A 24,406-nucleotide genomic window follows, 5' to 3' on the forward strand; every position below is an offset into this window, starting at 1 on the left:
ATCTCAGTCGGCGTCGCAGCAGCCGGCGCCGATGCTCTCCTTCAACGTCTCGGTCTTGAGCAGGAAGCTGCCCGTGGTGACGACGTCCTCGCCGGGACGAACGCCCTTGCGGATCTCGACGAGGTTGCCCACGCGTATGCCGAGCTCGACGCGCCGGGCTTCGTATTCGTCCTCCGCGAGCTTCACGAAGACGAGGTGCACGTCCTTCGCGCGCTGCACGGCCGCGTCGGGCAGGGTGACGCTCGCGCGCTCGGCGCCGACGTCCACACGCGCGCGGCCGAACATGTTGCCCCGCAAGGCCCCGTCCGCGTTCTCCAGCGGGACACGGGCACGCACGGTGCGCGTCGCGAGATCGATCTGCGGGCTCAGGTACGTGATCTTCCCGCGGAACGTGCGCCCCGCGAGCCCGTCGACGTCGAGCGTCACGGATTGCCCCGCCGCGACGGCCGCGAGCTCGGCCTCGGGGACGTCGAGCTCCGCCCACATCGCGGACGTGTCGACGACCTCGAAGAGCATCTCTTCGAGCCCGACGAGCTTGCCCACGGTGGCGCTGCGCTGGGTCACGACGCCGTCGATCGGCGAGGTGAGCGTGTACGAGCCGCCCGCCCCGCCGCCCGCGCCGATGATGGAGAGCGCCGTGGCGAGCCCCGCTCGCTCGGCCCTGGCGGCTGCGAGCTCCTGCTCCGCCGCGAGCACGTCCTTCTCGGAGCTGAAGCCCGATTTCTGGAGCATGGTGAGGCGATCCAGGTTCTTCTGCGCGATGCCCACGCGCACCCGCGCGGCCTCGAGCTTGGAGCGATCCGCCCCGACCTCCGCGCTCTCGATGACGGCGAGCGGGTCCTTCTTTTTGACCTGCGAGCCGATGTCGACCTTCATCGCCCGCACGACGCCCGCCGCCCGCGCATTGAGGTGCGCGAGCCGCGTGGCGTCGTACGCGATCCGGGCCATGACGACGACGCCGCCCGCGTTGTTTCGCTCTTCGGCCTTCACCGTCCGGATGCCCGCGAGCCGCGTGGTCTCCTTCGTCTTGAAGCGGACCTTGGTCCCGTCGGCAGGCGCGTCCGCCTCGGGGGCGCTCTTGCCGCTCACGTCGGCGGCGGGGCGTCCGCCACGTGTCGGGTGGCAGATGGGGCAAAACGACTCCGGAAAGCCGTGCTCGGCGCACCAGTCGCCCTTCGCCTGGAACACGGCCGCGAGCTTCGGGTGGCATTTGGGACAAACCACCTCGAGCACGCCGTGCGCGCAGAGCTTCCCTTCGCCGTCCGCCTTCGCCGACGTGGGCTGCGCGGAGCTCGCCGGAGGCGCGGAGGACGCGCTCGGATCTCGACCACACCCGGCGATCCCCAGGAGGAGCGCCAGGACGGTCACGAGGAGGGGACGCACCTCAGCTCCCCTTGGGAGGTCGAACGATCTTCAGGTCCGGGTTGCACTTCAAGCACTGCGACTCGGGCAGGCCGTGCTCGGCGCACCAGTCGCCCGTGGCCTTGAAGGCGGGGACGAGCTCGGGGTTGCACCGGGTGCATTGGGATTCGGGGACCGCATGCTCGCCGCACCAGTCCTCGTGCGAGCCGGGTTTGACGTTGCTCGGCGCGTGGGCGCCGTCCTGCTTCGCCGCGGTCGGCTCGGGCTTGGCCGTGGAGCCGGCGTCCTTGGAGCACGCGGCGAGGGAGAGGGCGGCGAGGAGCAACACGCACACACGACGAGGTCCAGGGGTCTGCGTGGAGATCGCGGGAGCTCGGCGGGTCGTCACGGAGCGCGAGCCTAGCCGCAGGGGCGGAGCGCGTCCAGCGGGCCGCCGGGGGGGGCCGGAGCATCGACCGGATCCTCCCGGCCCCACGTCGTGATACCTTCGCCGGCGCCGTGCGTCGTATCTTGCTCTCGACCCAGGGGCGCGCCTTCTCGATTGCGTTTTCTTCGTTCGGGCTCGCGATGCTCGCGCCGCCGGCATTCCGCGGCGGGTTCGTCCCATTTCTGCTCTCGCCGCCCGGCCTCGTCGTCGTGGCCATCGGGCTCGTCATGCTGGGGCTCTCCGTCGAGGAGAGCGGCACCGTGCGGCGGATCCGGATCGGCGTGGCGCTCCGGCTCTTCGCGTTCGTGCTCGTCGCCGCGGCCGGGGCGTGGGCGTTCGCCTCGGGCGCGCTCGAATCGCCGCTCGCCATTTCAGGTTTTTTGCTTCACGGCGTCGGCCTGGCCGGCGCGGCGGTGGCTTTCGTGTTCGACAGGCGCGTGTTCGCCGATGTGCGCCACGGGCAAGCCGTCCGGCTGGAGAACATCTCCGTCGATTTCCTCTCGCTCCGCGCGCGCGGCCGTGACGTCACCATTCCCACGTCGTCGTTGCGGGGCGTCGCCCTCGCGCGGGACCTCGACGGGCGCGGCGTGCTCGTGCTCGTGCGGAGCCGCGACGACGTCGTGGGCGGCGGGGAGCTCTTGCCCTGGATCGCGACGACGCGTGAAGGCGAGACGTTCCTCCTCACCGAACACGAGGCCGGCCTCGACGCCGAGGTGCTCGCGACGCGCCTCTCCGAGGCCGCCGCGGCCGCGCAGGAGCGTGGTTATCGCTAGCGGCGGAGGCGACGACCCCGGAGCACGCGCGTCAGATCCACCTGGCTGCCGTTCAAGCCGGCCATCGGATCGTTGTCGTCGCGGCCCGCGCGGCCGAGGTACCAGGACTTGTTTTCGCCACGCAGCCGCGCTTTTTGCTCCTCCACGGAGGCCTCCGAGCCCCCCTCGGGAGGTTCGTTGCGAACGGGGCGAATATGGGTGCTCATCGGGGCCTCGGGCTCGTAGGGCGCGGCGAGGACAGCATCGGCTGGTTTCCGAGCGGCGTCAAGAAAAGCCCGCGCTTGACAGCGCGGACGTCCTCGGCTCCCCTTCGCCGGGGAGGGCTCCCGCATGGCCGTACAGTTGACCGGTTCGGAGGAATTCGCTTTCGCGCGTCGCTCCGTGGGGCCTTCGCGGCCTCCCGAGCGGCTCGCCAAGGTCTCGCGGGCGGGCACGCTCCGTTTCCGGGTCGACCGGTACGAGATCACGTTCGCCGACGGCTCCGAGCTCTCGGTGTACAACGAGAGCCTCGAATCCATGCTCGGGCTCGATGAGGACGAGGATCGCGGGATTTACGAGGCCGACAGCGTGGACACGGAGCCCGATGCGCTGCTCGAGCGGCTCTACGGGAGCGAGCAGAAGCTCCACGTGGGCCTCTTGTGTTCCCATTTCGAGTCGCGCTCGCCCGTGTCGATCGAGGTCCACGTGTACGTCGAATATCGGCTCACGCAGGACGACTGGGACGACATGCTCTCGTTCCTGAACGAGCGCCTGCCCGAGGAGGCTCCGCTCACCGTGGAGGAGATCGAGGGCTTCGACGTCGAGGCGATGATCTCCTTCGATCCCGAGGAGGACGAGCCCTCGCGCGAGGACGGGACGGGGTTCGTCATGTATTTCAAGGAGCAGGACGAAGAGGACGACGGATTGCCGCTGCTCGGGCTCTGCATCCTCGCGCACGCCGTCGTGCACGACATCGAATGCATGGACGTCGAGGAGGAGCCCCTCTACAGCCGCGTCCTCTGGCGCGCCGACTGATCCAGGGCGTGGCCGCGGTTTGGCCCTGCCAAGCCGTGGGTATTTTGAACGGGACGGCGCAAACGCAGTATTCTCCCCGGCGCCGATGTTGTCCGAAGACATCCAGATCGCGCTGTCGACCCTGTCGCGGCTCCACGCAGCAGAACCCGAGCTCGAACAGGCCGTGCGCGCGCACTTCCGGGCAGGCGGCGAGAGCGAAGCCGACAGGCGCGTGCTCCCCCAGGACGCGCGCGCCGCCGCAGAGCTCCTGCGCCGCGCGCTTCCGGAGCTGTCGCGCTCGGCCGAGGAGCTCGCCGCGCTCGCCGCGCTCTACGGCGAGCCGGCGGGCGAGGTGCTGCTCTCGTTCTGCGCGGCGAGCGCGTTCCGGCGCGACGTGCGGATGGCGCCGATCCTCGTGGCGCTCGCCGAGTCGCTGGGCGTCGATCGGATCGTCGAGGCGGCGCGCGCGCGTGTCGTCGAGGGGCCGCTCGTCGACGCGCTCTCGTGCGTGCCGCTGCTCGGCGACGGGGCGGCGCTCGCGACGCCGGCGAACGCCGAGGCGCGCGCGCGGCTCGAGATCCTCGTCTGGGAGGCCGGGGCGAGCGCGCTCGAGGTCCCCGAGCTCGGACCATGGCTCTGGGGATCGGCCGAGACGTTCGAGCTGATGGTGCGTGGACCTGCGCACGGCGCGCTGCGCGGGCGTGTGCTCGCCGCGCGGTGCCTGGAGGTGAGCGTGCGCGGGATGCCGCGGACGACCGAGCCGGAGCTCGTCGGGCGCACGCTGCAGGTGCTCCAGCCGCTGCTCCTGCACCCCGAGCCGCTCGTCTGGGTGCACGCGGCGCGCGCGCTCGGCCGCCTCACGGGCGTGCTCGAGGAGCTGCAGGGCACGCTGCTCGACTGGGTGTTCGGCGCGTCGGTGGTCCTCAGGCAACGCGCGACGACGGCGTTCGCCTCGCTGCCGGCCGAGCGGCTCGCGTTCCTCGCCAGCCAGCTCGTGGCCATCCTCGACTCGCGCGAGGAGGAGGCCTGGGTGCTGGCGGCGGTCGCCGCGGCGACGCCGTACCTCTTCTTCGAGCGCAAGACGCTCTGGGATCGCCTCGCGCGGCGGGTGCTCGAGGGCGACGGCGGCGCGATCGCGGCGCGCGCGCTCGCGCGAGGGCTCGCGACGCTCTTCCGCCGCGGCGTGGAGGATCCCGAGATCGAGGCCACGCTGCGGGCGCTGCGCGAGAAGGCGCGGTACGTGCGCGCCGCGTCGATCGACGAGACGCGCCGGTGGATCGAGGTCATCGCGGTGACGGACGTGATCGACCGGGCGGAGCGGGATCCGCTCGATCTCGAGCTCGGCCTGGAGAACCTGGTGCGCCTCGCCGCGCAGTACGACGACGAGGAGGCGGACGCTCGCGCCGCGCGTTTCGCCTCCTCGATCGCGTCATCGTTTCACGAGGCGCGCCGCATCGCGCTCGGATGGGGCAGGCTCCGGCAGCGGGCGGCCGCGCTGAACGCGCTCGAGTCGACGGCGCGCGCGTTCGCGGTTCGCCTCTGGCGCCCGCTGCTCGCGACGCGGCCCACGGGCGTGCCCGTGGACGAGCCGGAGCTCGAGGAGACGTGGAAGACCCTCGCGCGCACGCCCGCGGAGATCATCGACCTCGTCGCGGAGCGGCGGCGCGGCGAGAAGACGGACGCGCAAGCGGATCTCGCGCTGGAGGTCGTGGCCGTGAGGCTCGGCGGGTATGCGCTCGACGCTTGCGGCGAGGACGACGAGCTCGGGCCGAAGCTCGGGGCGGCGGGCGTCGTCCGGCGACACGGAGGGCCGCACCACGGCCAGCGCGGGCCCACGGCGCACGACACCTGCCTCTGGCTGCGCAAGCTCGAGGGGCTCGGCACGGGCTCGCGGGAGCTGCCTCCGGCGCTGAAGAACGCGCTCTCCGCGCTGCTCTGGCGGCTCGTGGACACGACACGTGGCACGGCGCTCGGCGAGGTCGACGACGTGCGCTGGCTCGGCCCGTTCGCGGCGTGGTGGGCGCTCGTCATCGATCGGCCGGCGATGTTGCGGCAGCTCGCGACCGCGCTGCCGATGATGTCCGCGAGCGCGCTCGCGCTCTGCTGCGAGCAAGCCGAGGCGCTACGCACGGCCGTCTCGTCGGCCCAGAGCGACGCGGGCTGGGCGTACCAGACCGAGGAGGCGCTCGTCGCGCTGCACGCGACGGACACCGAGCTCTCGCGGGCGCTCATGAAGCTCGCGATGGCGCTCGAGGACTTCGAGGAGGCGGCGGGGCCGAAGCCCGACCTCGAGCTCCGATGCATCCGGCTCGTCCTCGCCGGTGATCGATTGCAGGCCTCCCTCGCCGATCCCGTGAAGGCGCTGCACCCGGCGAGCGAGGACGACGACGACTCGCTCCCGCCGCGCACGACGCAGAACGCGCCCCGCGTGGCGGCGCTCGTGGCCCGCGCCATTCGCGCGCGGGAGCTCGGCATGCTCGACGTGTGGTTCGCGTCGCTCGGCCCCGTCGCGTCGGCGCTGCTCGAGGGCGCGGTGCGCGGCGCGATCCGGAGGACGCCGCCGCCGCCGCCCGCCCCGAAGAAAAAGGAGCCAAAATTCATCGAGGGTTACGAGCTCGTCAAGGCGCTCGGCGAGGGCGGCATCGGGTCGGTGTGGCTCGTGCGCAAGCCCGGGGCCGATCGCCTCTTCGTGCTCAAGATCCCCAAGGCCGACGCGCTCGCCAGCGCCAACGAGTTCGAGCGCGCCGGGATCCTCGCGTCGTTCGTCGAGGAGGCCAACGCGCTCGCAGGGCTGTACCACCCGAACGTCGCCAACATCATCGATCGTGGCGTCTCGGAGGGCGCGCCGTTCCTGGTGCTCGAATACCTCATCGGCGCGGATCTCAAGCAATACGCCGCGGCGCGCCCGATGACGCTCTTCGAGCTCCGGCAGGTCGTGCTCGACGCGTGCGCGGGGCTCGCGGCGCTGCACGGCGCGGGGCTCGTGCATCGGGACATCAAGCCGGCGAACCTGTGGTTGCGGTTGCCGCTCGCGGGAGGGGAGCGGTTCGAGCCGGACAAGCACCGCGATCCCGGGCGTGTGCCGCCGCTGTCGACCGTGGTCATCGATTTCGGGATGGTGCGGGCGATCCGGGTCCCGCCCGAGGTCGGCGGGCGCTTCGTGGCGGGCACGCCCGGGTACATCGCGCCGGAGCAGGTGCTGGATCCGGTGGAGCTCGACCCGCGCGCGGACGTCTATTCGCTCGCCGGCACGATATACAACGTGACCACGGGCCGCTCGTTTTTCGACGAGCTCACCGGGCGCGACCGCATCCTCGCGCACATGCGCCTCGATCCATTCGACGATCCGGGGCGCCTGCGCGGGTTCCCGGCGGGGATCGCCAAGCTGCTCCGGGCCGCGACCACGCGGGATCCGGCCGAGCGCCCCTCGCCCCTGGAGTTCGGCCGCGAGTTCGCCGCCGCGCTGTAGGTCACTCCGGAAGGACCGATATCGCGGCGAAGATCACCTGCCCGTTCGTCTGCGCGTCGACGCGCACCTGATGCACGTTTCCGGCCCGGAAGGCCTCCAGCATTTCGTCGGGACCGAGCTGGAAGGAGCCGACCGGGTCGTCATCGATGGGGTCGTCGTCCAGGAGCTCGACGGCGAGGCGCGTGGTCCCGTCGAAGGGGACGGCGCGGAAGGTGGGTGGACCCTGGAATTGCGGGGTGAAGGTATCTTCCTGGCCCGCGAGCACGACGGGCGCGGCCTCGATGGGCCCGAGGAGCGTCGCGCGCCCTTTCACGTCGGGTTTGTCGAGCGCGTCGTTCGCGGGCGCGGCGAGGGCCTTGGCGATCTCGACATAGGGCACGCGTCCGCGCAGCAGATTGCCGAAGAGGTCGATCTGGCTCGAATCGATCTGCCCGACGCCGTCCCACTTCTCGCCGCCGAATTTGCTGGGGGCGATCGTCACGCCGTGGAGCATGACGCGGCCCGAGGCGGGCAGTTCAGCGCTGGAGGCTGCGGGGGAGGGCCCGCAGCCGACGAGGAAAAGCGCGAGGAGGAGGAGCGAGCGCATGCGGGGCGAGGGTAGGGGGCTCGGCGAGGAGCGTCAACCTGCCCATTCTCCCTCGGCGGTCACTTCTTCCGTCGATAGGTCTGGCTCATGACCTCGGACCACTTCCCGTCCTGGCCCAGCATCTCCGAGCGCAGGACGCGCTCGTCGTCGCTCTTCAGCTCGATGATGTCCTTGAACTTCGTCATCTTGTCCGGCGCAGAGAAATCCGGGCCCTCGGTGTGGAGCGTCAGCACCTTCTCCTCCGCGTCGAGCGTGCCGTTGTCATAGATCCACATGTATTCCATGAACGAGCCGATGAACGTCCCCACGAACGCCTTCTTCTGCGGGTCGTAGCCGAACGTCCACAGCATGTGCCCCGTGTCTCCGCCGGGCATCTCGCCGCGCGCCTCGCAGAGGACCCAGATGTCGCCCATCGGGCGCACGACCTCCGTGCCGGTGATCTTCACGATCTTGCCGGGCTCCATCTCCATCTCGTGCTCGTACGTCCACTCGCCCACGAGCTTTTGCAGCCAACGATGTTCTTTCTTCGGTTCGGGCTTCATCAAAGCCTCCTTCGTTCCCGGTCAAACCACGAGGCACGTTCGTCGTCAACCGAAGAATCGACGCCGGTCCGGCCAAACCGTGCTCTGCTCCGAGGGCGACGTGGTTCGCGCTGGCGCAAATCGTTCGCTCGACAGCGCGCCGACCCCATGGGATGGGTGCGAACCCATGCAAAAGCAGAAACCCCGCCTCTATGGCATCCCGTTCTCCCCCTGGTCCGAGAAGGCCCGCTGGGCGCTCGATCATCACCGCATCGCCTACGAGAAGGTCGACCATCAGCTCTTGGTGGGCGACATCCGGCTCCGGATCCTCCTCCGCAAGCCGACGGGGCGCGTCACCGTGCCCGTCCTCGACGACCGCGGCGTCCTCTTCACCGATTCGTTCGACATCGCCCGCCACGCCGACTCCATCGGCGCGGGGCCGAAGCTCTTCCCTGCGGGCCGGGAGGCCGAGATCGAGGCCTGGAATCGGCGCAGCGAGGCCGGGCTCGCGGCGCTGCGGGCCGCGATGATCCTCCGGGTCCTCGACGAGCCCGCGGCCGCGAAGGCCATGTTGCCGAAGGGGATCCCGGACGTGGTCGAGCCGCTGCTCCTGCTCGTCGGTCGCCGCGTGATGGAGCTCTTCGCCGCGAAATACGAGATGCGCAAGGGCGCAGCGTCGCACCGGGCCGTGGTCGAGGAGAACCTCGATGCGCTCGAAGAGGCGCTCGCGGGCGGGCGGAAGTATCTGATCGGCGACACATTTTCGTATGCGGACATCACCATGGCCCTCTTGCTCCAGATGGTGCGGCCGGTCGACAAGCGCTTCATGTCGGTCGGACCCGGGGGTCGCGAGGGCTGGAGCAACCCGGACCTCGCGGAGCGGTATGCAGCGCTCCTCGCGTGGCGTGACGAGCTCTACGAGAAGCACCGCAAGAGCGCGTGAACGTGCCCCTCGGGTGAAAGGGCCCCTGATCGGGCGACGGCCGCGTGCGGCGCCTCGGATCGGGTTGCGAGCGCGGCCGGGTTCCCGTAAGCTCCGGCACGCAGATACAGGAGGCGTACATATGGAACAGGTCATCGATTGCGGGAGCCTCGAGGAGGCGCGGAACAAGGCCGTGAAGAAGCTCGAGGAGCTGCTCGGCAGCTCGCTCGGGCCTTACGTGAAGGTCGTCGTCGGCAAGGACATGGGCGGCAGCTCCCCGCTCGCCGGCACCGAGGTCGGCGTCGAGTATCGTTCGAGCAAGGCATGGGGCCGGATCCGGCTCGACTTCGACCCGAACAAGGGACCCCATTACAACGTCGAGACGCGCTCGGAGGCCTGGGCGTTTTGCTTCCCCGCGAGCAGCCACGAGGGCGCCGGCGGCGCGTGGGCGTCCCTCGGCGAGGAGGAAAAGGCTGCCGTGCAGCAGTGGATGCGCGGCATCGGCCAGCGGCGCGGCACCCGCTGAGCGCGCGGAGCCGGTCACGCCGCCTGCGACGCGGCGACCGTCCGCACGTCCCACCACGCCCCGATCGCGGGGGCCTTGGCTTCGACGGCCTCCTTCGCCGCATCCTCGAGGCTCCTCCGCTCCTCGGGCGTCAAATACCAGCTCAGGGCGGCTTCCTTGGTGAACTCGAACGTCACCTGCTGGAAGAAGTCCTCCCCGAACCTCTTTTCGAGGCGGAATCGCCTGGCGATGGCCTCGACCTGCTCGTCGTTGCGGAACCGCATCACGCTCTCCCGCGCCGAGAGCACGGCGGAGATGGGGGAGGTCACGCCTTCGAGGGCGCGCGTGATCCGATCGCTGAAGGCATTGCCCTCGGGCGCCGGTCTCTCGACGCCGTCGCGGATCTGCACGAGGAGGATGCCGCTCACGTTTTGCTCGATCCAGCTCGTCCGGAGGAGCTCGTCGAGCCAGCCGCAGGTGATGTTCACCCCGTAGTTGTCCCAGTATCCGGCATCCACGACCCGGCTGCGCGGCACGGTCGGCAGGGTGGCGGCGGGGGATACGAACGGAAAGGAAGCGCTCATGCGCGCCGCGGTCGCGAGGCGGAGGGTCGTCTTGAACGGCTCCGGGAAGAGCCGCCCGAGCTCGTACCCCGATCGCGAGTAAACGACCGTCGTCCCCTCCTCTCCGATCGCCGGCCCGTGCTGGACGAGTAACGGGTCCAGGCCGAGGTTCGAGACGAGCAGGCGTTTTCCTTTCTCGACGAGCATCGGGCTCCACACGAGCGAGGGGCACCAGCCGTCTTTTTCGTTGCGATCGAGGTCGGAGAGCTTCGTGCCGAGCGACGGCATGTTCTCCACGAAGGCATTCTCGAGCGCCGTCCCTCGATCGTGGAGCTCCTCGCGCGCGGAACCCTCCAGCCATGAAAGGACACGCGACGGCACGTCGCTGAACACGAGCGACGCCGCCACGCGTGAGAGGCACTCCTTGGCCACGTTCGCGACGAGCCAGTCCGCCCCGCCCTCCGTCGTGGACTCCTCCGGCGTGTTACCTTTGTGATACTCGGACGAACCTACCGTCTTCGCCGGGGCCTCGAGGGTCGAGGCCCAGTACGCCGCGCCCACCATCCCGCCGGACGCGCCGCTGATCATGCGGACGTGATAGGGGAACGCTCGGCGCTGATCCTCGTCGAGCTGCTTTTCGAGCGCGCGGAGGACGGCCGCGGTCCATACCGACGCGCGGATCCCGCCCCCGCTCGTGCAGACCAGCACGAGGGGCCGCTTGTGGCCGCTTTCGTCCGTCCAGCGGAACTCGCTCATCGTTCTGGGCAAGAGCCCCGCGCCGCTCGGGGCCGAGGCCTCGTAGTCCTCGAGGTGGCTATGCCGGCCGTCCGTGCACCCGCGTTTGCATGGTCTCTGGGGGAGGTGCCGATAGGCGGTGAGCAGGTCCGTGAATCTGGCCCGGTATCGGTCGCGGCCCAGGGCGAAGAGCCCGAGCAGGGCCGCGCCGACGAGGAGCAACGAATGCCACTTCTCGAGCCAGTATACGAAGAAACCGTCGATCGCCCCGAGCAACGCGAGCACGACGCAGAGCCCGGCCGCCGCGGGGATCTTCTGCGCGCGAAAGCAGCTCGCCACGAGGTAAGCCACGCCCAGGATCACGAAGAAGGTCGCGGCATACACGTGCTCGTGAATCGCCAACCCTCGCCCGTCGAACGCGCTCCGGACGCGCGAGAGGAGGGCCTCGTTCGTGCCCCCGAAGATGAACCCCAGCGTGATGACGAGGCCCACCTCGGCGCCGAGCAGCGTGTACACGGACGTCCCGAGATCACGCAGGCGCCACTTTCCACGCAGGCCCCGCGAAAACAAGGAGACGGCGGCGACCGCCGCGACCACGCCCCAGAGCGCGCCGACGTAATTCAGGACGTCGAGCGGGATCCCTCGGCCTCGGGAGCGGTGAAGCTCGTCGGGCGAGACGAGATAACTCACGTAAAAGAGCTCGCTCGCGAGCAACGAGAGGGAAATCCCGATGGCGAGCTGCGCCCTGCGGCTCTGCCCCCGGAACAGGTACGGCAGCCCGAGGCCACGCCCGAGCTCGAAGAAGAGCATCCCGAGGACCAGCAAAAGGGCCCCGAGCAGGAGGAGGTGCCGCGAGAAGTCGAAGAGGACGACGAGCACCCACGGGGGCGAGGTGATGAAATCGCGCAATGCCCCCATCATCCGGGCGTCCTCGGCCACCCGAGCCGGTGGAGCAGCGCCTCCAGGTGTTTCCACGCAGGCGCCGCCTTCACCGACGGATCACGATCGATCTCGTCCAGGAAATGCTGCAATTTCTCGGCGAGGCCACGCTCGGACGTGCTCAAGGCGCCCTCGAAGCGCGGGTGCAAGAGGTACGCGGTCGTCCCCGTCCGCGCGAGCAAGCTGTCGAGGAAGAGCTCCAGCCGCCGCGCGGCCTCGGCCCAGGCTCTATCGCTCTCCTCGCCCCCGCCCGTCGGGGGAGACGTCGATTGCATGTTCACCCAGTCGAGATCCTTGCCCCAGAGGCTCTGCTCGAGCGGCGACGAGAAGAGCGACAGGGCCGTGCCGAACCGGTCCACGGGCGAGCTCGCCTCGGCCTTCGCGGGGACCCGCGCGCGCCGGACGGCGTCCGCGATCCGGTGGAAATTGTCGTCCCGAAGCGAGAAGCCGATGAAGAGCATGTGGCGCATCAAGAGCAGCGCTTGCACGATCCCCGCGAGGGCCTGCCGGCGCAGGTCGTACCGCATGTAATCCTCGCGGGTGAGGACGATGTTATCGGGATCCGTCACGCAGCCGTGCATCTTGAGCAGCCAGCGCGAGGCGCCCGATCGTGGCTCGTGGGGCAGCACCGAGACCGTCCTGCCGGCGGCCTGCGACGCGCGCTCGAAGAGGGTATCGTAATTCGTCGTGATGACCTCCCTCGCGGGCAGCGCCGCGAGCAGCGCGTGCGACAGCGCATACCCGTGCACCCGGGAGAACGCCTCCGCGATCCGCTGCCCGAGGACCCGCTTCGTGGCTTGCGCAGGCTGGCTCGTCTCCATCCGCAGCTCGATGGCGCGGGCTTGATCGAGCGCCCCGAGCTCGCGCAGCGCCCCGAGCTCGGCCTCGTTCATCCCTGCCTCCCGCGCGAGATCCCGGAGCAGCCCTCCCCAGTCCGGCAAGCCGGCATTTTTGCTGACGCCCGCGCCGACGAAGAGCACGAGGTCCCCATTCCCGGCGGTGAGCGCGAGCTGCTCTCCCATGCGCCAGAGGTGCTCGTCGAGGCCGGGCCAGGCGGCGGGATCGGCCCCGCGTAATGCCTGCGCGGACGCATACGTGAGCTCGTCATTGGTCACGAGCGCGATGTCCACGTCCTTCGCGGCCGCCAGCCTTTGCAGGGCCGGGACGAGCGCGCGCACGACGTCTCCGGTCCAGTGGCGCTTGCCGCCATACCTCGTGCCGATGACCGGCAGGGCGAGCAGGTGCTTGGCGCGCCCATTACGCGGAGGTGAGCCATTGTCGCGCAGATCGTCCGTCACCCGCTCGATGAACTGCTCGGCGCCGGCGACGAACCAGGAGACGTCCGTGCTCGGCACGGCCCCGACATTGCCGACCCACGGGCGGGGGAGCCGCTCGTCCCAATCCACGACCTTCAAGACGCGCTGCTTCCCCCGCCGCCATTCCTCGGTGGGATCGGCCCAGCGCAGCTTCGCGCGATCGAGGTGGCCGAACGAGCGCGTCCAGCTCCGCGAGGGGACCGCGTCGATGTCACAAGGCACGAGCCAGGCGTCACAGCAGAGCTGCGTGAGGTCGCCATGTACGATGAAGAGGTGGCCGCTCATCGAGCTCTCCCGATCCTGCCGGATTGTACCGGAAACCACGCGCTCGAGGAAGCTCGTTCCTCCACGTCTGTCCTTCCTCGTCCTCGCCTGTCAGGAAAAACTTGACGCCGCGGCCCGACTCCTCCGAGCCTATGGGGTCGCTTTCGGCGACCCCGCTCCTTTCTTTTTGAAGAGGTGGCCGTGAGAAGAAGTACAAGGTTCGATTCATCGTTGAGGTTTCTGGCATCTCTCGCGACAGCGGCGATGCTCACCGCGGGCTCGGGGGCGCTCTCCGGCTGCTCGGACGACGCTCCGGGAGGTACGGGAGGTACGGGAGGTCAAGCAGGCGGCGGCGGCAACAACCAGGGCGGCAGCGGCAACCAGGGCGGCCAGGGCGGCCAGGGCGGCAGCATGGCCGAGTGCGCTGCGGCCGACGAATGCCCGGGGGCCGACACCGACTGCGCGACCCGCACCTGCGACGGCGGCGTCTGCGGCTTCACGTACGCGCCCCAGGGCACGGCGACGACCGATCAGTCGTCCGGCGATTGCAAGCAGAGCGTCTGCGACGGCCAGGGCGAGGTCACGAGCGTCGAGGACCCGACCGACGTGCTCGATGACGCAAACCCCTGCACCGAGGACACCTGCAACGGCGACACGCCCACGAACGAGAACCTCGCGATCGGCACGGCCTGCGACGTCGACGGCGGGAAGGTCTGCGACGGCGAGGGCAAGTGCGTCGAGTGCACCGATCCGGGCGAGTGCACGAGCGGCGTCTGCACGGAGAACACGTGCGTGCCGCCCACGTGTACGGACACCGTGAAGAACGGCAGCGAGACCGACGTCGACTGCGGCGGCCCGGACTGCTTGCCCTGCGACGACACGCTCGTCTGCGTCGAGGCGACGGACTGCAAGAGCGGGGTCTGCACGGACGGCACCTGCGCCGCGCCGATCTGCGACGATACGGTCGAGAACGGCGAGGAGACCGACGTGGACTGCGGCGGCCCTTCCTGCTCGCCCTGCGGCCCCGACAAGGGCTGCGTCGTCGACGGTGATTGCGTGGGCGGCACCTGCTCGGGCTCGATCTGCGTGCCGACCTGCACGGACGGCGAGAAAAACGCGAACGAGACCGACGCCGACTGCGGCGGCCCGCTCTGCCAGAAGTGCGAGGCGACGCAGACGTGCTCGATCGACGCGGACTGCGTGAGCGACGTCTGCGCGGCCGGCGTCTGCGCCGCGCCGAGCTGCGACGACGGCAAGCAAAACGGCGACGAGACCGGCATGGACTGCGGCGGCCCGACGTGTGGCCCCTGCGGCGACGGCCTCGGCTGCGCCGGCAACACCGACTGCGTGAGCGGCGTCTGCACCGGCAACGTCTGCCAGGCGGCCGTGTGCGGCGACGGCGTGAAGAACGGCGTCGAGGAGTGCGACGACGGCAACCAGGACGACACCGACGCGTGCCCGTCGACCTGCAAGCTCGCGGCGTGCGGCGACACGTTCGTGCAGGCCGGCGTCGAGGAGTGCGACGACGGCAACCAGAGCAACACCGACGCGTGTCCGTCGACCTGCAAGGTCGCGACGTGTGGCGATACGTTCGTGCAGATCGGCGTCGAGGACTGCGACGACGGCAACCAGAGCAACACCGACGCGTGCGTCGAAGGCTGTAAGTTTGCGGCGTGTGGCGACGCGTTCGTGGAGGCCGGCGTCGAGGCGTGCGACGACGGCAACCAGGACAACACCGACGCGTGCCTGTCGAGCTGCACGGCGGCGACGTGTGGTGACGCGTTCGTGCAGGTCGGCGTCGAGCAATGCGACGACGGCAACCAGGACAACACCGACGGCTGCGTCACGGGCTGCTTGCTGCCGACGTGCGGCGACGGCTTCAAGCAGGCGGGCGTCGAGCAATGCGACGACGGCAACACGGCCGCCGGCGATTGTTGCGCCCCGGGCTGCACGGTCGAGGCCGGCTGCGAGCTCGAGCCGAACAGCACCTGCGCCACGGCGCAGGCGCCCGTCGCGGCGCCGGTGACGATCAACGGCGCGATCACGCCGATCGGCGATCAGGACTTCTTCGCCTTCACCGTGCCCGCGACGGCGGATCTCAAGATCGAGACCTTCGAGGGCGCGCTGGGCGCCTGCCCGAGCGCCGACACGGTCATCCAGTTCCGCGGCGCGGACTGCACGACGGTGATCACCTCCGATGATCAGGACGGCATCAATAGCTGCTCGATGCTCGACTCGACCATCGACGCCGCGATGCGGCGCGTCGCCCCGGGCACGTATTACGTGCGCGTCGAGGACTGGCTGAACGACGGCACGATCCCGGGCTACCTGCTCGACATCTCGTTCAACGCGCTCTGCGGCGACGGCGTGAAGCAGGGCTCGGAGATGTGCGACGACGGGAACGTGGCGAACGGCGACGGCTGCGCCTCGAACTGCACGATCGAGGCGACGCCCGAGGTGGAGCCGAACGACACCTGCGCCGCGGCGACGGGCCCGTTCGTGGTGCCGCAGGACGCGAACGGCCTGCTCCTCACGGGCGCGATCACGCCGGTGGGCGACGACGACTGGTTCGCCTTCACGCTGCCCGGCACGGCGGACGTGCACATCGAGACGTACGACATGAACGGCCCCGGCACGTGCGCCTCGGTCGACACGGTGATCCAGCTCTACTCCGACTGCGCGACGCCGCTCGGACCGGAGCAGGACCAGGGGGCGATCGGCAACTGCTCGAGGATCGACCCGAACATCAACACCTACGCGCGCAAGCTGCCTGCGGGGACGTACCGCGTGAAGGTGATCGACTACCTCGAGGACACCGTCATCGCCGGCTACAAGCTGCAGGTGAAGCTCACGGCGCTCTGCGGCAACGGCGTCGTCGAGGGCACCGAGGAGTGCGACGGCAGCCCGGGCTGCACCGCGACCTGCGAGACGATCAAGGAGACGGTCTGCAACGACGGCATCGACGACGACGGCGACGGCAACGTCGACTGCGCCGACGCGGAATGCGCGTTCGCCTGCAGCGTGCCGTGCGGCGCGGGCGAGACGCTCGTGGCCTTCGGCTCGACGGACACGCCCATGGCCATCCCCGACGAGGACTTCACGACGAGCACGATCAACGTGCCCGTCCCGGGGACCGTGACGCGCGCGGTGGTGCGGCTCAACATCGCCCACACGTGGGCCGCGGACGTCGACGTGTCGCTCTCGTCGCCGGCAGGCACGCTCATCGACCTGACGAGCGACAACGGCTCGTCCGACGACAACTACACGAACACGATCCTCGACGACACCTGCGCGAACCCCATCGCGTCGGGGACGGCGCCGTTCACCGGTTGTTATTCGCCCGAGACGCCGCTCACCACGTTCAACGGGCAAGCGTCCGCAGGCGCGTGGCAGCTCGCCGTGGCCGACGACGAGGCGGCCATCGTAGGCACGCTGAACAACTGGTCACTCGCGCTCTGCGTGGCGCCCTGAAGCGCTGACCCACCCGATAACCCGGCGCTGCGATACGTGGCGCCGGGTCATCTCTCGCCCTGCTCCGAGCAAACCTCCTCATTTGTCACGCACGCGGCTCGTTCGCGTGTCCGCAAATCTTGTCCCCCGAATGACCCCTCCGTGTATCCTCCCCTCGTGCGCGACCGAACCGATGAACACTTCGTGAACCGCATCGAGGGAACGTCGATCGCGTCGGACATGCGCCCCGGTGTCTCGTACCGGGTCGAGCGGGTCATTGGTGACGGCGGCATGTCGCTCGCGTTTTTCGCGCTTCGTATTGCCCCCGATGGTCAAACACCGGTCGTCCTCAAGATCCTCCGCCCGCAGATGATCCACAGCACGGATCGGGCTGCCTTGCTCGCCGTCCAGAAAGAGGCCGTCGCGCTGGGCCGCCTGAACGAGCGATTGCCACCTGCGCCGTTCGTCGTCCGCCTGGTGGATACCGGCACGCTGCGCCTCCCCTACGGGCTCGAGACGCTCGCCGTCCCGTGGCTCGCGATCGAATACGTGCACGGCGGCGCCGAAGGGACCACGCTGGAGGAGCGTATGGCCCGCGCTGTCGATCGGACGGGCCATGCGTTCGATCCCGACCGGGCAGCCCACGCGATCGAGTGCCTCGCGCAGGGCCTCCACGCCATCCACGAGGTCGGCGTGATCCACCGGGACATCAAGCCCGGCAACGTGCTCTGTTGCGGCTTCGGCGCCGAGGAGATCTTCAAGATCGCCGATTTCGGCATCGCTCGCCCCGCCGGAATGACGGCCACCTTCGGCGCCATGCTCGTCGGCACGCCGGGGTACGCCGCTCCCGAGCAGCTCCTCGTGCGCACGGTGGGGCCGTACAGCGACGTGTTCGCCCTGGCCGCGGTCGTCTATTACATCCTCACGGGCGAGGAGTACTTCCATTTCGAGTTTCCCTCCGAGTACCCGACGGTCGTCCAGAGGGCCCCGCGGAGGCGGCTCGAGGACGCTGGGTGGCTTCATCCGGACCTCCGCGCGCGCCCCGACGCTTGCGCCGCCATCGACGCGGCCCTCGCCCGCGCCACGGCGTTCCGGGAGCAGGAGCGGCCCGCGAATCCGCGTCTGCTCGCGCAGATGATCGCCCCGTCGCTCCGGCATGGCGGCGGGCCGATTTCGCGCTCGGCGCCCCGCAGGCACAGGAGCCTGCTCCAGGACCTCTCGCCTCAGGAGATCCGTGTCTTCTCGACGAGGCGCGCCCCCGACGACGAACGCATCGTCCGCGCGGTCGCCTGGGACGGCGACGGGCGCTGCCTGGCCGTCACCTCGGAGGGGCTCGCCTTCTGGGATGGCTTCGATTTCCGCGCGGTGGCCGCGCCCGAGCCCCTCTCGCCCCAGGGCATCCATTTCGTGCTCCGCCTGGACGCGGGGCGGTGGCTCGTCGGCGGTGACGGCGCCACGGCCGCGCTCTGCACGAGCGCGGGCACCTCGAAGATCCTCGTCGGGCCGGATCCCGAGGTGCGCTTCGTGCTCGCGAGTGGCGACGTCGACGACCTCGCGGTGCTCGTGGGTGTACGCAAGGACGAACCGCCGACGCTGCATTGCCTCGTCGGTGGCCGATGGCTGAAGCCCGCCTCTCTGAGCCGCGCTGCCTCGGTCACGTCGCTCTCGAGGCTCGACGACCGGCGCTGGCTCGTGACGGGCCGGACCTTCGACGCGGACGGGTTCGCCGCCATTTACGACCCGCTCGGCTGGGAGGTGCGTCGCGTCAAGGCGCCCTCCTGCCGCGCCTACCTGGCCTCCGCGACGCGCAGCGACGCCGCGCTCGGCATCATCGTCGGGGCGGCCGGCAATGCCGTGCGTTTCGAGGGCCGGCGGAGCACGGCCAGCGTGATCGGGGGCGCGCCGGACCTCTCCGCGGCCGCGATCGACGAGGCCGGGCGCGTGTGGGTCGGGAGCGCCGGCGCGTTATGGGTGCAGCCCCCGGGGGCGGCGCGATGGGACGACGCGCACCGCGTGGGGTGGGAGACGCCATTCATCAGCATCTTCGCCCACTCCGGCCGGGTCATGGCCATGAGCGCCGACGGCGGCATCCTCGAGGGACGCCCCACCTTCGGTTGAGCTCTGCCGATCCGGCCAAGACGCACGTTTGCGAGTCTCCACACGCACGCGGGCCAGAAACCTGGCCTACTCGCTGGCCAGGAGAGTAGTCTATCGATCCGAGCTCACGAACGAGGAGACGAGCACCGTGGCGACGAAGCGACGTCCGCATGCACCCGCCTCGCAAGATCCGATGGGCAACCCGGATGTGGCGGCGTTCCGGGACGGGTCGTTCCCCGAGCCGGAGGTGTCCTCGGAGCGCACGGCGCACCTCGTGACATTCTCGCCTGGCATCGTGATCGCCGGCAAGTTCGCCTTGCAGCGCATGATCGCGGCAGGGTCGATGGGGACCGTGTTCGAGGCCCGGGACACGTTCGTCGAGCGCAACGTCGCGCTGAAGCTCATGCACCCGCACCTGGCGAGTGATCCGGAGCTCGTCGCCAGGTTCCGCCGCGAGGCGCAGGCCGCCGCGCGGATCCAGCATCCGAACGTGGTGACCGTCCTCGAGGTCGGCAAGCGGCGGGACGGCACGTTTTACATCGTCCACGAGCTGCTCGCGGGGCGCACGTTGCGCCACGTCCTCGAGACGAACCCCCGCCGCGCCGTCGGCGAGATCCTCTCGATTGCGCTGCCGATCATGGGCGGGCTCGCCGCCGCGCATGCTTGCGGCATCGTTCACCGGGACATCAAGCCGGAGAACATCATCCTCTCCGTGACGCCTTCGGGCGAGCTCGTCCCGAAGATCGTCGATTTCGGCATCGCGAAGATGTCATCCCAGGAGGGCGGCAAGAAGGGGCTGACGCATTTCGGTATGATCATGGGCACGCCCCATTACATGGCGCCCGAGCAGGCGCTGGGCGGCTCGGTGGACATGCGCACGGACATCTGGGCCATGGGGGCCATGCTCTTCGAGATGTTCACGGGCGCGCCTCCCTTCGACGGGGACACGCCGGAGGAGGTCTTGCGGAAGGTCGTCGCCGAGGAGCCTCCGCGTCTCTCCTCCCTCGCGCCGGAGGCGGCGCCCTTCGCCGAGGTCATCCATCGGGCGCTGAAGAAGAACCCTGCGGACCGCCCGCCGACGATGGAGATCTTCACCGAAGCGCTGCTCGGCGCGAGCCAGGGCGGGCACCGCCCGCTGTTCGTGACGTCGATCGAGGCGACGGACCAGATCACGCTGAAGATCACGATGAACCCCATGCCGCCGCTGTCGGCGCTGGAGAGCGAGGATCGGGCGTCGTTGCCGCCGGTCGAGGAGGAGCCGGAGCCCCCCACGTTGCGCGTCTCGATGACCTCGCTCGAGCCCCCGCACGCGCAGGGGCGCGCGCGGCTCGGGCAATCGGAGATGGAGTGGCGCGCGGCCGACACGATCACCGTGCCCTACGAGGCCGATCGGGCCGCCGAGGCGGAGCGGCTCCTCAGCGTCAACGCGCTCCGGGACGCGATCGAGCGCGCGCGCGTGGCGATGTCCACCCGTGACGTGAGCCCGGACGTCGGCGCGCGGATGTCGCTCGTGGAGGCGATCGCGCGGTGCTGGCTCGGGGAGTACGAGAGCGCCGCGAACGCCGCGCATCAGGCGCTTGTCCACTTCGAACGTGGCACCACCGGCTGGCACGCGGCGCTCGGCCACCACCTCATCGCCAATGGTCACCTCGGGCGCAAGACGGTGATCAGCGTATCGGCGAAGGAGCTCACGGCGCTCGAGGACCAGGGCGAGGCGACGAATCCAGCGCACGTCGTCTCGTGCTGCCGGCTGGTCCTGTTCGCGGTGCGCCTCGGGCAGGTGCGGCTCGCGGAGCGCTCGCTCGAGCAGGCGCTGCGGCACGCGGGGCGCCCGGGGGACGCGGGGCCTTTCGTCGCCGCGTGGCTGAACGTCGCGCGGGGGGAGCTGTCGCTGCACCGGGGCGATCTGACGGCATACCTCCAGCGCGTGCAATCGGCGGCGGAGCTGTTCACGAGCGCGAGCGACCTTCGCAACTCGTGCTTGCAGCGCGCGAACGTGGGCAATGCATTGCTCCTGCTCGGCGCGTACGAGCAGGCCGTGACGGTGTTGCGGGAGAGCATCGGCGTGGCGGAGCCGATGCAGCTCGCGCTCGTGGCGGGCGCGAAGGCGAACCTCGGGCTCGCGCTCGCGTACATCGGTGGTCTCGACGAGGGGATCGTGATGACGAACGAGGCGCTCGGGCAGTTCCGAAAGCAGCGTAACGCGCGGGCCGAGGCGACCGCGCTCGTGTATCTGTCGCGCATGCACGTGATGAAGAAGCGGCTCGGGGAGGCGGCGGTCATGGCGGAGGAGGCGGCGCGGCTCGCGGAGGGGATCCCGGCCGTGCGAGCGCATGCGCTCGCGATGCAAGCGAGCATCGAGCTCGCGAATCAGCGCGCGTCGGTGGCGCTGGATCGGGCGAGCCAGGCGATGGACATCCTGAAGGGCCTCTCGGGGGTGGAGGAGGGGGAGTCGCTGATCCGGCTGGCGCACGCGGCCGCATTGCAGGCGACGGGGCGGACATCGGACGCAAAGCGCCGCGTCGAGGAGGCGCGCGCGGGGCTGATGACGAAGGCGAAGCGGATCGGCGACGAGCGCTGGCGGCAGGTGTTTCTGCAGAACGATCCGGACAACGCGCAGCTCATGCGCCTGGCGAAGAAGTTGCTCGGCCATTGACGGAGTCCTTCGCCGTCACCCCGAATGCCCGCCGCATGCCTCCCATAACGCCACAGGCCGAGGGTGCCGCTCAGGTTGAGGCCACGCGGGGTCGTGCAAGAAAGGAGCACCAAGCCCTTCCGCATCACTTCGATGCACCACGTCCGCGCCTCCTCGGACGCCTTGTTTCCCATCGTCACCCTCTGCCCAACCACCCCACCGTACCCGGAGAACGGATCGGCAGGCGCTTGCGGCTCAACCGCCTGCGAGCGCCACCGCGTCGGGACCGGCTGGGAAACGGAGCTTCCCTGTCGAATCGTTCGCGGCACGCCACACCACCTCGGCCACGTCGGACGCGCTCGTCACGGCTGCCGGCTGCGCAAAAGAAGCGAAGATGCGCTCTGCGAAGGGCGCGTACGCCTCGGGGATCAGCCCTTCCATGCGGGCTCCCCCATTGCTCGTGAAGCTCGTGCTCGGACAATAGCCCGGCTCGACCAGCTTCACCCGCACGTTGAATGCCTCGAGTTCGAACGCGAGCGACGCGGTGAACCCTTCGATGGCCATCTTGCTCGCCGTGTACGCAGCCACGAGCGGCATCGGCGCCAGCGTCGCGCTCGAGGTCACGTTCACGATCACCCCCGATTTTTGCGCGCGGAACTGAGGCAGCACGGCCTGCGTCATTGCCATCACGCCGAAGGTGTTGGTCTCGAATACGTCGCGCACCGTGGTCATCGGCGTGACCTCGAAGGCCCCCAGGAGCCCGATGCCCGCGTTGTTGACGAGCACGTCGATGGGCCCACTCGTTTCGAGCGCAGCCGCGATACGCTCGGGCTTCGTCACATCGAGCGAAACCACCCGCAGCCGGTCCGAGCGGGGCAGAACGTCCTCGCGTGGCGTTCGCATGGTGGCGACCACGTTCCAGCCCTGCGCGTGGAAGTGGCGCGCGGTCTCGAGGCCATAACCAGAAGAGCAACCCGTGATGAGCACCGTCTTCATGTCGGCTCCTTTGCCGCGATGAGCGCGGCGTTCATGGGTGGGAATGTACTTCCGGCGAGCCGGACGATCTACCATGGAGGGTCCATAATTTATTTGCTAGAGTCCGGTGATGAACGACCCTCTCTCGGAGGTCATCGCGCTGCTTCAGCCCCGCACCGTGTTTTCGAAGCGCATCAGCGGCGCCGGTCGCTGGGGGGTTCGTTATTCGGACTTCGGCCAGCCGAGCTTCTGTGCCGTGCTGGAGGGCCGCTGCCGTCTCGCTGTCGACGGCCAGCGTGTCCTGACGCTCGAAGCAGGCGACTTCGTACTCTTGCCGGCGACGCCGGGCTTCATCATGTCGGGCTTCGAACCGGTGACGCCCGAGCGCATCGACCCCAAGGTCACGCCCGCGCCAGCGGGTGAAGTCCGCCATGGCACGCGTGGTGGACCCCCCGACGTGCGGCTGCTCGGGGGCTTTTTCGTCTTCGACTCGTCTGACGCGGCTCTCTTTGTGTCGCTGCTGCCGGCGCTGGTTCACGTGCGTGGTGTCGAGCGGCTTTCGGTCCTGGTGCGGCTCGTCGGCGATGAATCGAACGAGCAGAGATCAGGCCGCGATCTCGTGCTTACGCGGCTCGTGGAGATCCTGCTCATCGAAGCGTTGCGATCGACGTCGGGCGACGATGCGCCTCCGGGGCTCCTGCGCGGGCTCTCCGATGCGCGTCTCGCGCCAGCGATACGGCAAATGCACGGTCAGCTCGCGCGCCCGTGGACGGTGGCAAAGCTCGCGAAGACGGCCGCGCTCTCGCGCTCGGCATTCTTCGAGCGTTTTACCCGCACCGTGGGCCTGCCGCCGATGGAATATCTGCTCGCCTGGCGGATGGCCGTCGCGAGGGATCTGCTACGCCGCCACGGCCTCGGAATCGCCGAGGTCGCCGAGCGCGTCGGTTACGGCTCGTCGAGCACCTTCAGCACTGCGTTCAGCCGCCACGTGGGCCAGCCTCCGGGCCGTTATGCGCGCACGGGCGGCGCTGGACCCTGTCGTGCGAGCGCGTCGACGACTTGCTGATCGTCCCGTATACAGCACCTCGCCCGCGGCGACGAGGAACTGCCCCGTGAGCACGTTGTCCTCGATGACGACGTAGAAGAAGCCGATATCGAGCGTCTGGAAGTGGACCTGGTTGTCGCCGGGCAGCTCCGTCGTCGAGGCCCCTGCGCCGGAGAGCACGAGGCTCGTCGAGCCCCCGCACTTCGGTACCGTCAACGCCATCCGATGGATTCAGCCTGGATTTCGCGTGACCAACGCGCTTGAAGGAGGCGCTCGGCGCGGGTACACCAGGGTTTGGATGACAACTCGCGCACCCGCGCCGAGCACCCGTAAGGTGCGACGAGACGTGGCCGGAATACGCACCAGGGGGCGCAAAGGGGGCGCGTGAAGTCCCCACGCCCCCCGGAAAGCCCGCGTGATGCCGCGAGAGGTCCAGGCATGGCGTCACGCGAGTCCAAGCGCTGGTATATCGACTTCACGCGACCGCGACCCAGGACCAGGCGCCTGCCTCGAGAAACCCAGGCATCCCTTCAAACGCCACAGACGCCCCCGCCCGAACCACGCGCGCACCGTCGCTGAAGTCCAACCGTGCGGCCGTCATCTCCGGCCGACCCGCTCGTGAACCTCACGCGACCCCACCCCAGGTCCACGCGCCCCCTCGTGAACCGCACGCGCCACCGCGTGATCTCCATCACGTCCCGGCCCCAACCGCACGCGCTACCGAGTCAACTACACGCGCCCTTGGCCCAGGTCCACACGCCGCCCCGTCAGGTCCGCGCGCCTCCACCCTGGACACACGTACGCCACCTCATGTAGCGTGCCTACCTCA

The 24,406-nt window shown here is 69.6% G+C and carries 17 protein-coding genes; 9 read left to right on the plus strand and 8 right to left on the minus strand.

The window, feature by feature from the left end:
* Nucleotides 1-3: 3 nt before the first annotated feature.
* Together GF068_RS27815 and GF068_RS44450 are read right to left on the minus strand one after the other, a co-directional pair.
* Nucleotides 4-1,383, minus strand: a complete 1,380-nt coding sequence (locus GF068_RS27815; protein ID WP_338046596.1) for an efflux RND transporter periplasmic adaptor subunit — start codon at nt 1,381-1,383, stop codon at nt 4-6.
* A 1-nt stretch (nt 1,384) separates the two neighbouring features.
* Nucleotides 1,385-1,750 (minus strand): hypothetical protein, encoded by a 366-nt coding sequence (locus GF068_RS44450; protein ID WP_206079569.1) that lies wholly within the window; start codon nt 1,748-1,750, stop codon nt 1,385-1,387.
* A 110-nt stretch (nt 1,751-1,860) separates the two neighbouring features.
* On the opposite strand from GF068_RS44450, the gene GF068_RS27825 reads away from it, so the two are divergent.
* A complete protein-coding gene (locus GF068_RS27825; protein ID WP_153822503.1) occupies nt 1,861-2,562 on the plus strand; it encodes a hypothetical protein in 702 nt (233 codons plus the stop codon).
* On the opposite strand, the gene GF068_RS27830 is transcribed toward GF068_RS27825, so the two are convergent.
* The gene (locus GF068_RS27830; RefSeq protein ID WP_153822504.1) at nt 2,559-2,768 is read right to left on the minus strand and encodes a hypothetical protein; all 210 of its coding nucleotides are present in this window, start codon (nt 2,766-2,768) and stop codon (nt 2,559-2,561) included. The two genes, GF068_RS27825 and GF068_RS27830, sit on opposite strands and share 4 nt — an antisense overlap.
* A 124-nt stretch (nt 2,769-2,892) precedes the next feature.
* On the opposite strand from GF068_RS27830, the gene GF068_RS27835 reads away from it, so the two are divergent.
* Both GF068_RS27835 and GF068_RS27840 read left to right on the plus strand, forming a co-directional pair.
* The gene (locus GF068_RS27835; RefSeq protein ID WP_153822505.1) at nt 2,893-3,576 is read left to right on the plus strand and encodes a hypothetical protein; all 684 of its coding nucleotides are present in this window, start codon (nt 2,893-2,895) and stop codon (nt 3,574-3,576) included.
* An 85-nt stretch (nt 3,577-3,661) separates the two neighbouring features.
* Entirely contained in the window at nt 3,662-7,024 is a 3,363-nt protein-coding gene (locus tag GF068_RS27840; protein ID WP_153822506.1) for a serine/threonine-protein kinase, read from the plus strand.
* 1 nt (nt 7,025) lies between these two features.
* Here GF068_RS27840 and GF068_RS27845 read toward each other — a convergent pair whose 3' ends face one another.
* Together GF068_RS27845 and GF068_RS27850 are read right to left on the minus strand one after the other, a co-directional pair.
* A complete protein-coding gene (locus GF068_RS27845; protein WP_153822507.1) occupies nt 7,026-7,610 on the minus strand; it encodes a hypothetical protein in 585 nt (194 codons plus the stop codon).
* A 59-nt stretch (nt 7,611-7,669) separates the two neighbouring features.
* Entirely contained in the window at nt 7,670-8,152 is a 483-nt protein-coding gene (locus GF068_RS27850) for a DUF1579 domain-containing protein (RefSeq protein ID WP_153822508.1), read from the minus strand.
* Nucleotides 8,153-8,318: 166 nt separating this feature from the next.
* Here GF068_RS27850 and GF068_RS27855 point away from each other — a divergent pair, with 166 nt between their 5' ends.
* Both GF068_RS27855 and GF068_RS27860 read left to right on the plus strand, forming a co-directional pair.
* The gene (locus GF068_RS27855; protein WP_153822509.1) at nt 8,319-9,074 is read left to right on the plus strand and encodes a glutathione S-transferase family protein; all 756 of its coding nucleotides are present in this window, start codon (nt 8,319-8,321) and stop codon (nt 9,072-9,074) included.
* Nucleotides 9,075-9,195: 121 nt separating this feature from the next.
* Nucleotides 9,196-9,579 (plus strand): hypothetical protein, encoded by a 384-nt coding sequence (locus GF068_RS27860; RefSeq protein ID WP_153822510.1) that lies wholly within the window; start codon nt 9,196-9,198, stop codon nt 9,577-9,579.
* Between the two features lie 14 nt (nt 9,580-9,593).
* Here the strand turns inward: GF068_RS27860 and GF068_RS27865 are convergent, their stop codons facing one another.
* Entirely contained in the window at nt 9,594-11,777 is a 2,184-nt protein-coding gene (locus GF068_RS27865; RefSeq protein ID WP_153822511.1) for a patatin-like phospholipase domain-containing protein, read from the minus strand.
* Nucleotides 11,774-13,396, minus strand: coding sequence for an SIR2 family protein (locus tag GF068_RS27870; protein ID WP_153822512.1), 1,623 nt, complete (start codon nt 13,394-13,396; stop codon nt 11,774-11,776). Before GF068_RS27870 ends, GF068_RS27865 begins: the two co-directional genes overlap by 4 nt.
* A gap of 210 nt (nt 13,397-13,606) precedes the next feature.
* Here GF068_RS27870 and GF068_RS27875 point away from each other — a divergent pair, with 210 nt between their 5' ends.
* The 3 genes from GF068_RS27875 to GF068_RS27885 all read left to right on the plus strand — a co-directional run bounded on the left by GF068_RS27875 (nt 13,607) and on the right by GF068_RS27885 (nt 21,578).
* Nucleotides 13,607-16,846 carry a DUF4215 domain-containing protein gene (locus GF068_RS27875; protein WP_153822513.1) on the plus strand — a complete coding sequence of 1,080 codons (3,240 nt, stop codon included), beginning with the start codon at nt 13,607-13,609 and terminating at the stop codon, nt 16,844-16,846.
* A 156-nt stretch (nt 16,847-17,002) separates the two neighbouring features.
* On the plus strand, nt 17,003-18,943 hold the full coding sequence (locus GF068_RS27880; RefSeq protein WP_153822514.1) for a protein kinase domain-containing protein: 1,941 nt from the start codon (nt 17,003-17,005) through the stop codon (nt 18,941-18,943).
* 127 nt (nt 18,944-19,070) lie between these two features.
* The gene (locus GF068_RS27885) at nt 19,071-21,578 is read left to right on the plus strand and encodes a protein kinase domain-containing protein (protein ID WP_153822515.1); all 2,508 of its coding nucleotides are present in this window, start codon (nt 19,071-19,073) and stop codon (nt 21,576-21,578) included.
* Nucleotides 21,579-21,812: 234 nt separating this feature from the next.
* Here GF068_RS27885 and GF068_RS27890 read toward each other — a convergent pair whose 3' ends face one another.
* Entirely contained in the window at nt 21,813-22,553 is a 741-nt protein-coding gene (locus GF068_RS27890) for an SDR family oxidoreductase (RefSeq protein ID WP_153822516.1), read from the minus strand.
* A 109-nt stretch (nt 22,554-22,662) separates the two neighbouring features.
* Here GF068_RS27890 and GF068_RS27895 point away from each other — a divergent pair, with 109 nt between their 5' ends.
* Nucleotides 22,663-23,598, plus strand: coding sequence for a cupin domain-containing protein (locus GF068_RS27895; RefSeq protein WP_153822517.1), 936 nt, complete (start codon nt 22,663-22,665; stop codon nt 23,596-23,598).
* Nucleotides 23,599-24,406 lie beyond the last annotated feature (808 nt).

The organism is Polyangium spumosum, assembly GCF_009649845.1.
GTDB lineage: Bacteria > Myxococcota_A > Polyangia > Polyangiales > Polyangiaceae > Polyangium > Polyangium spumosum.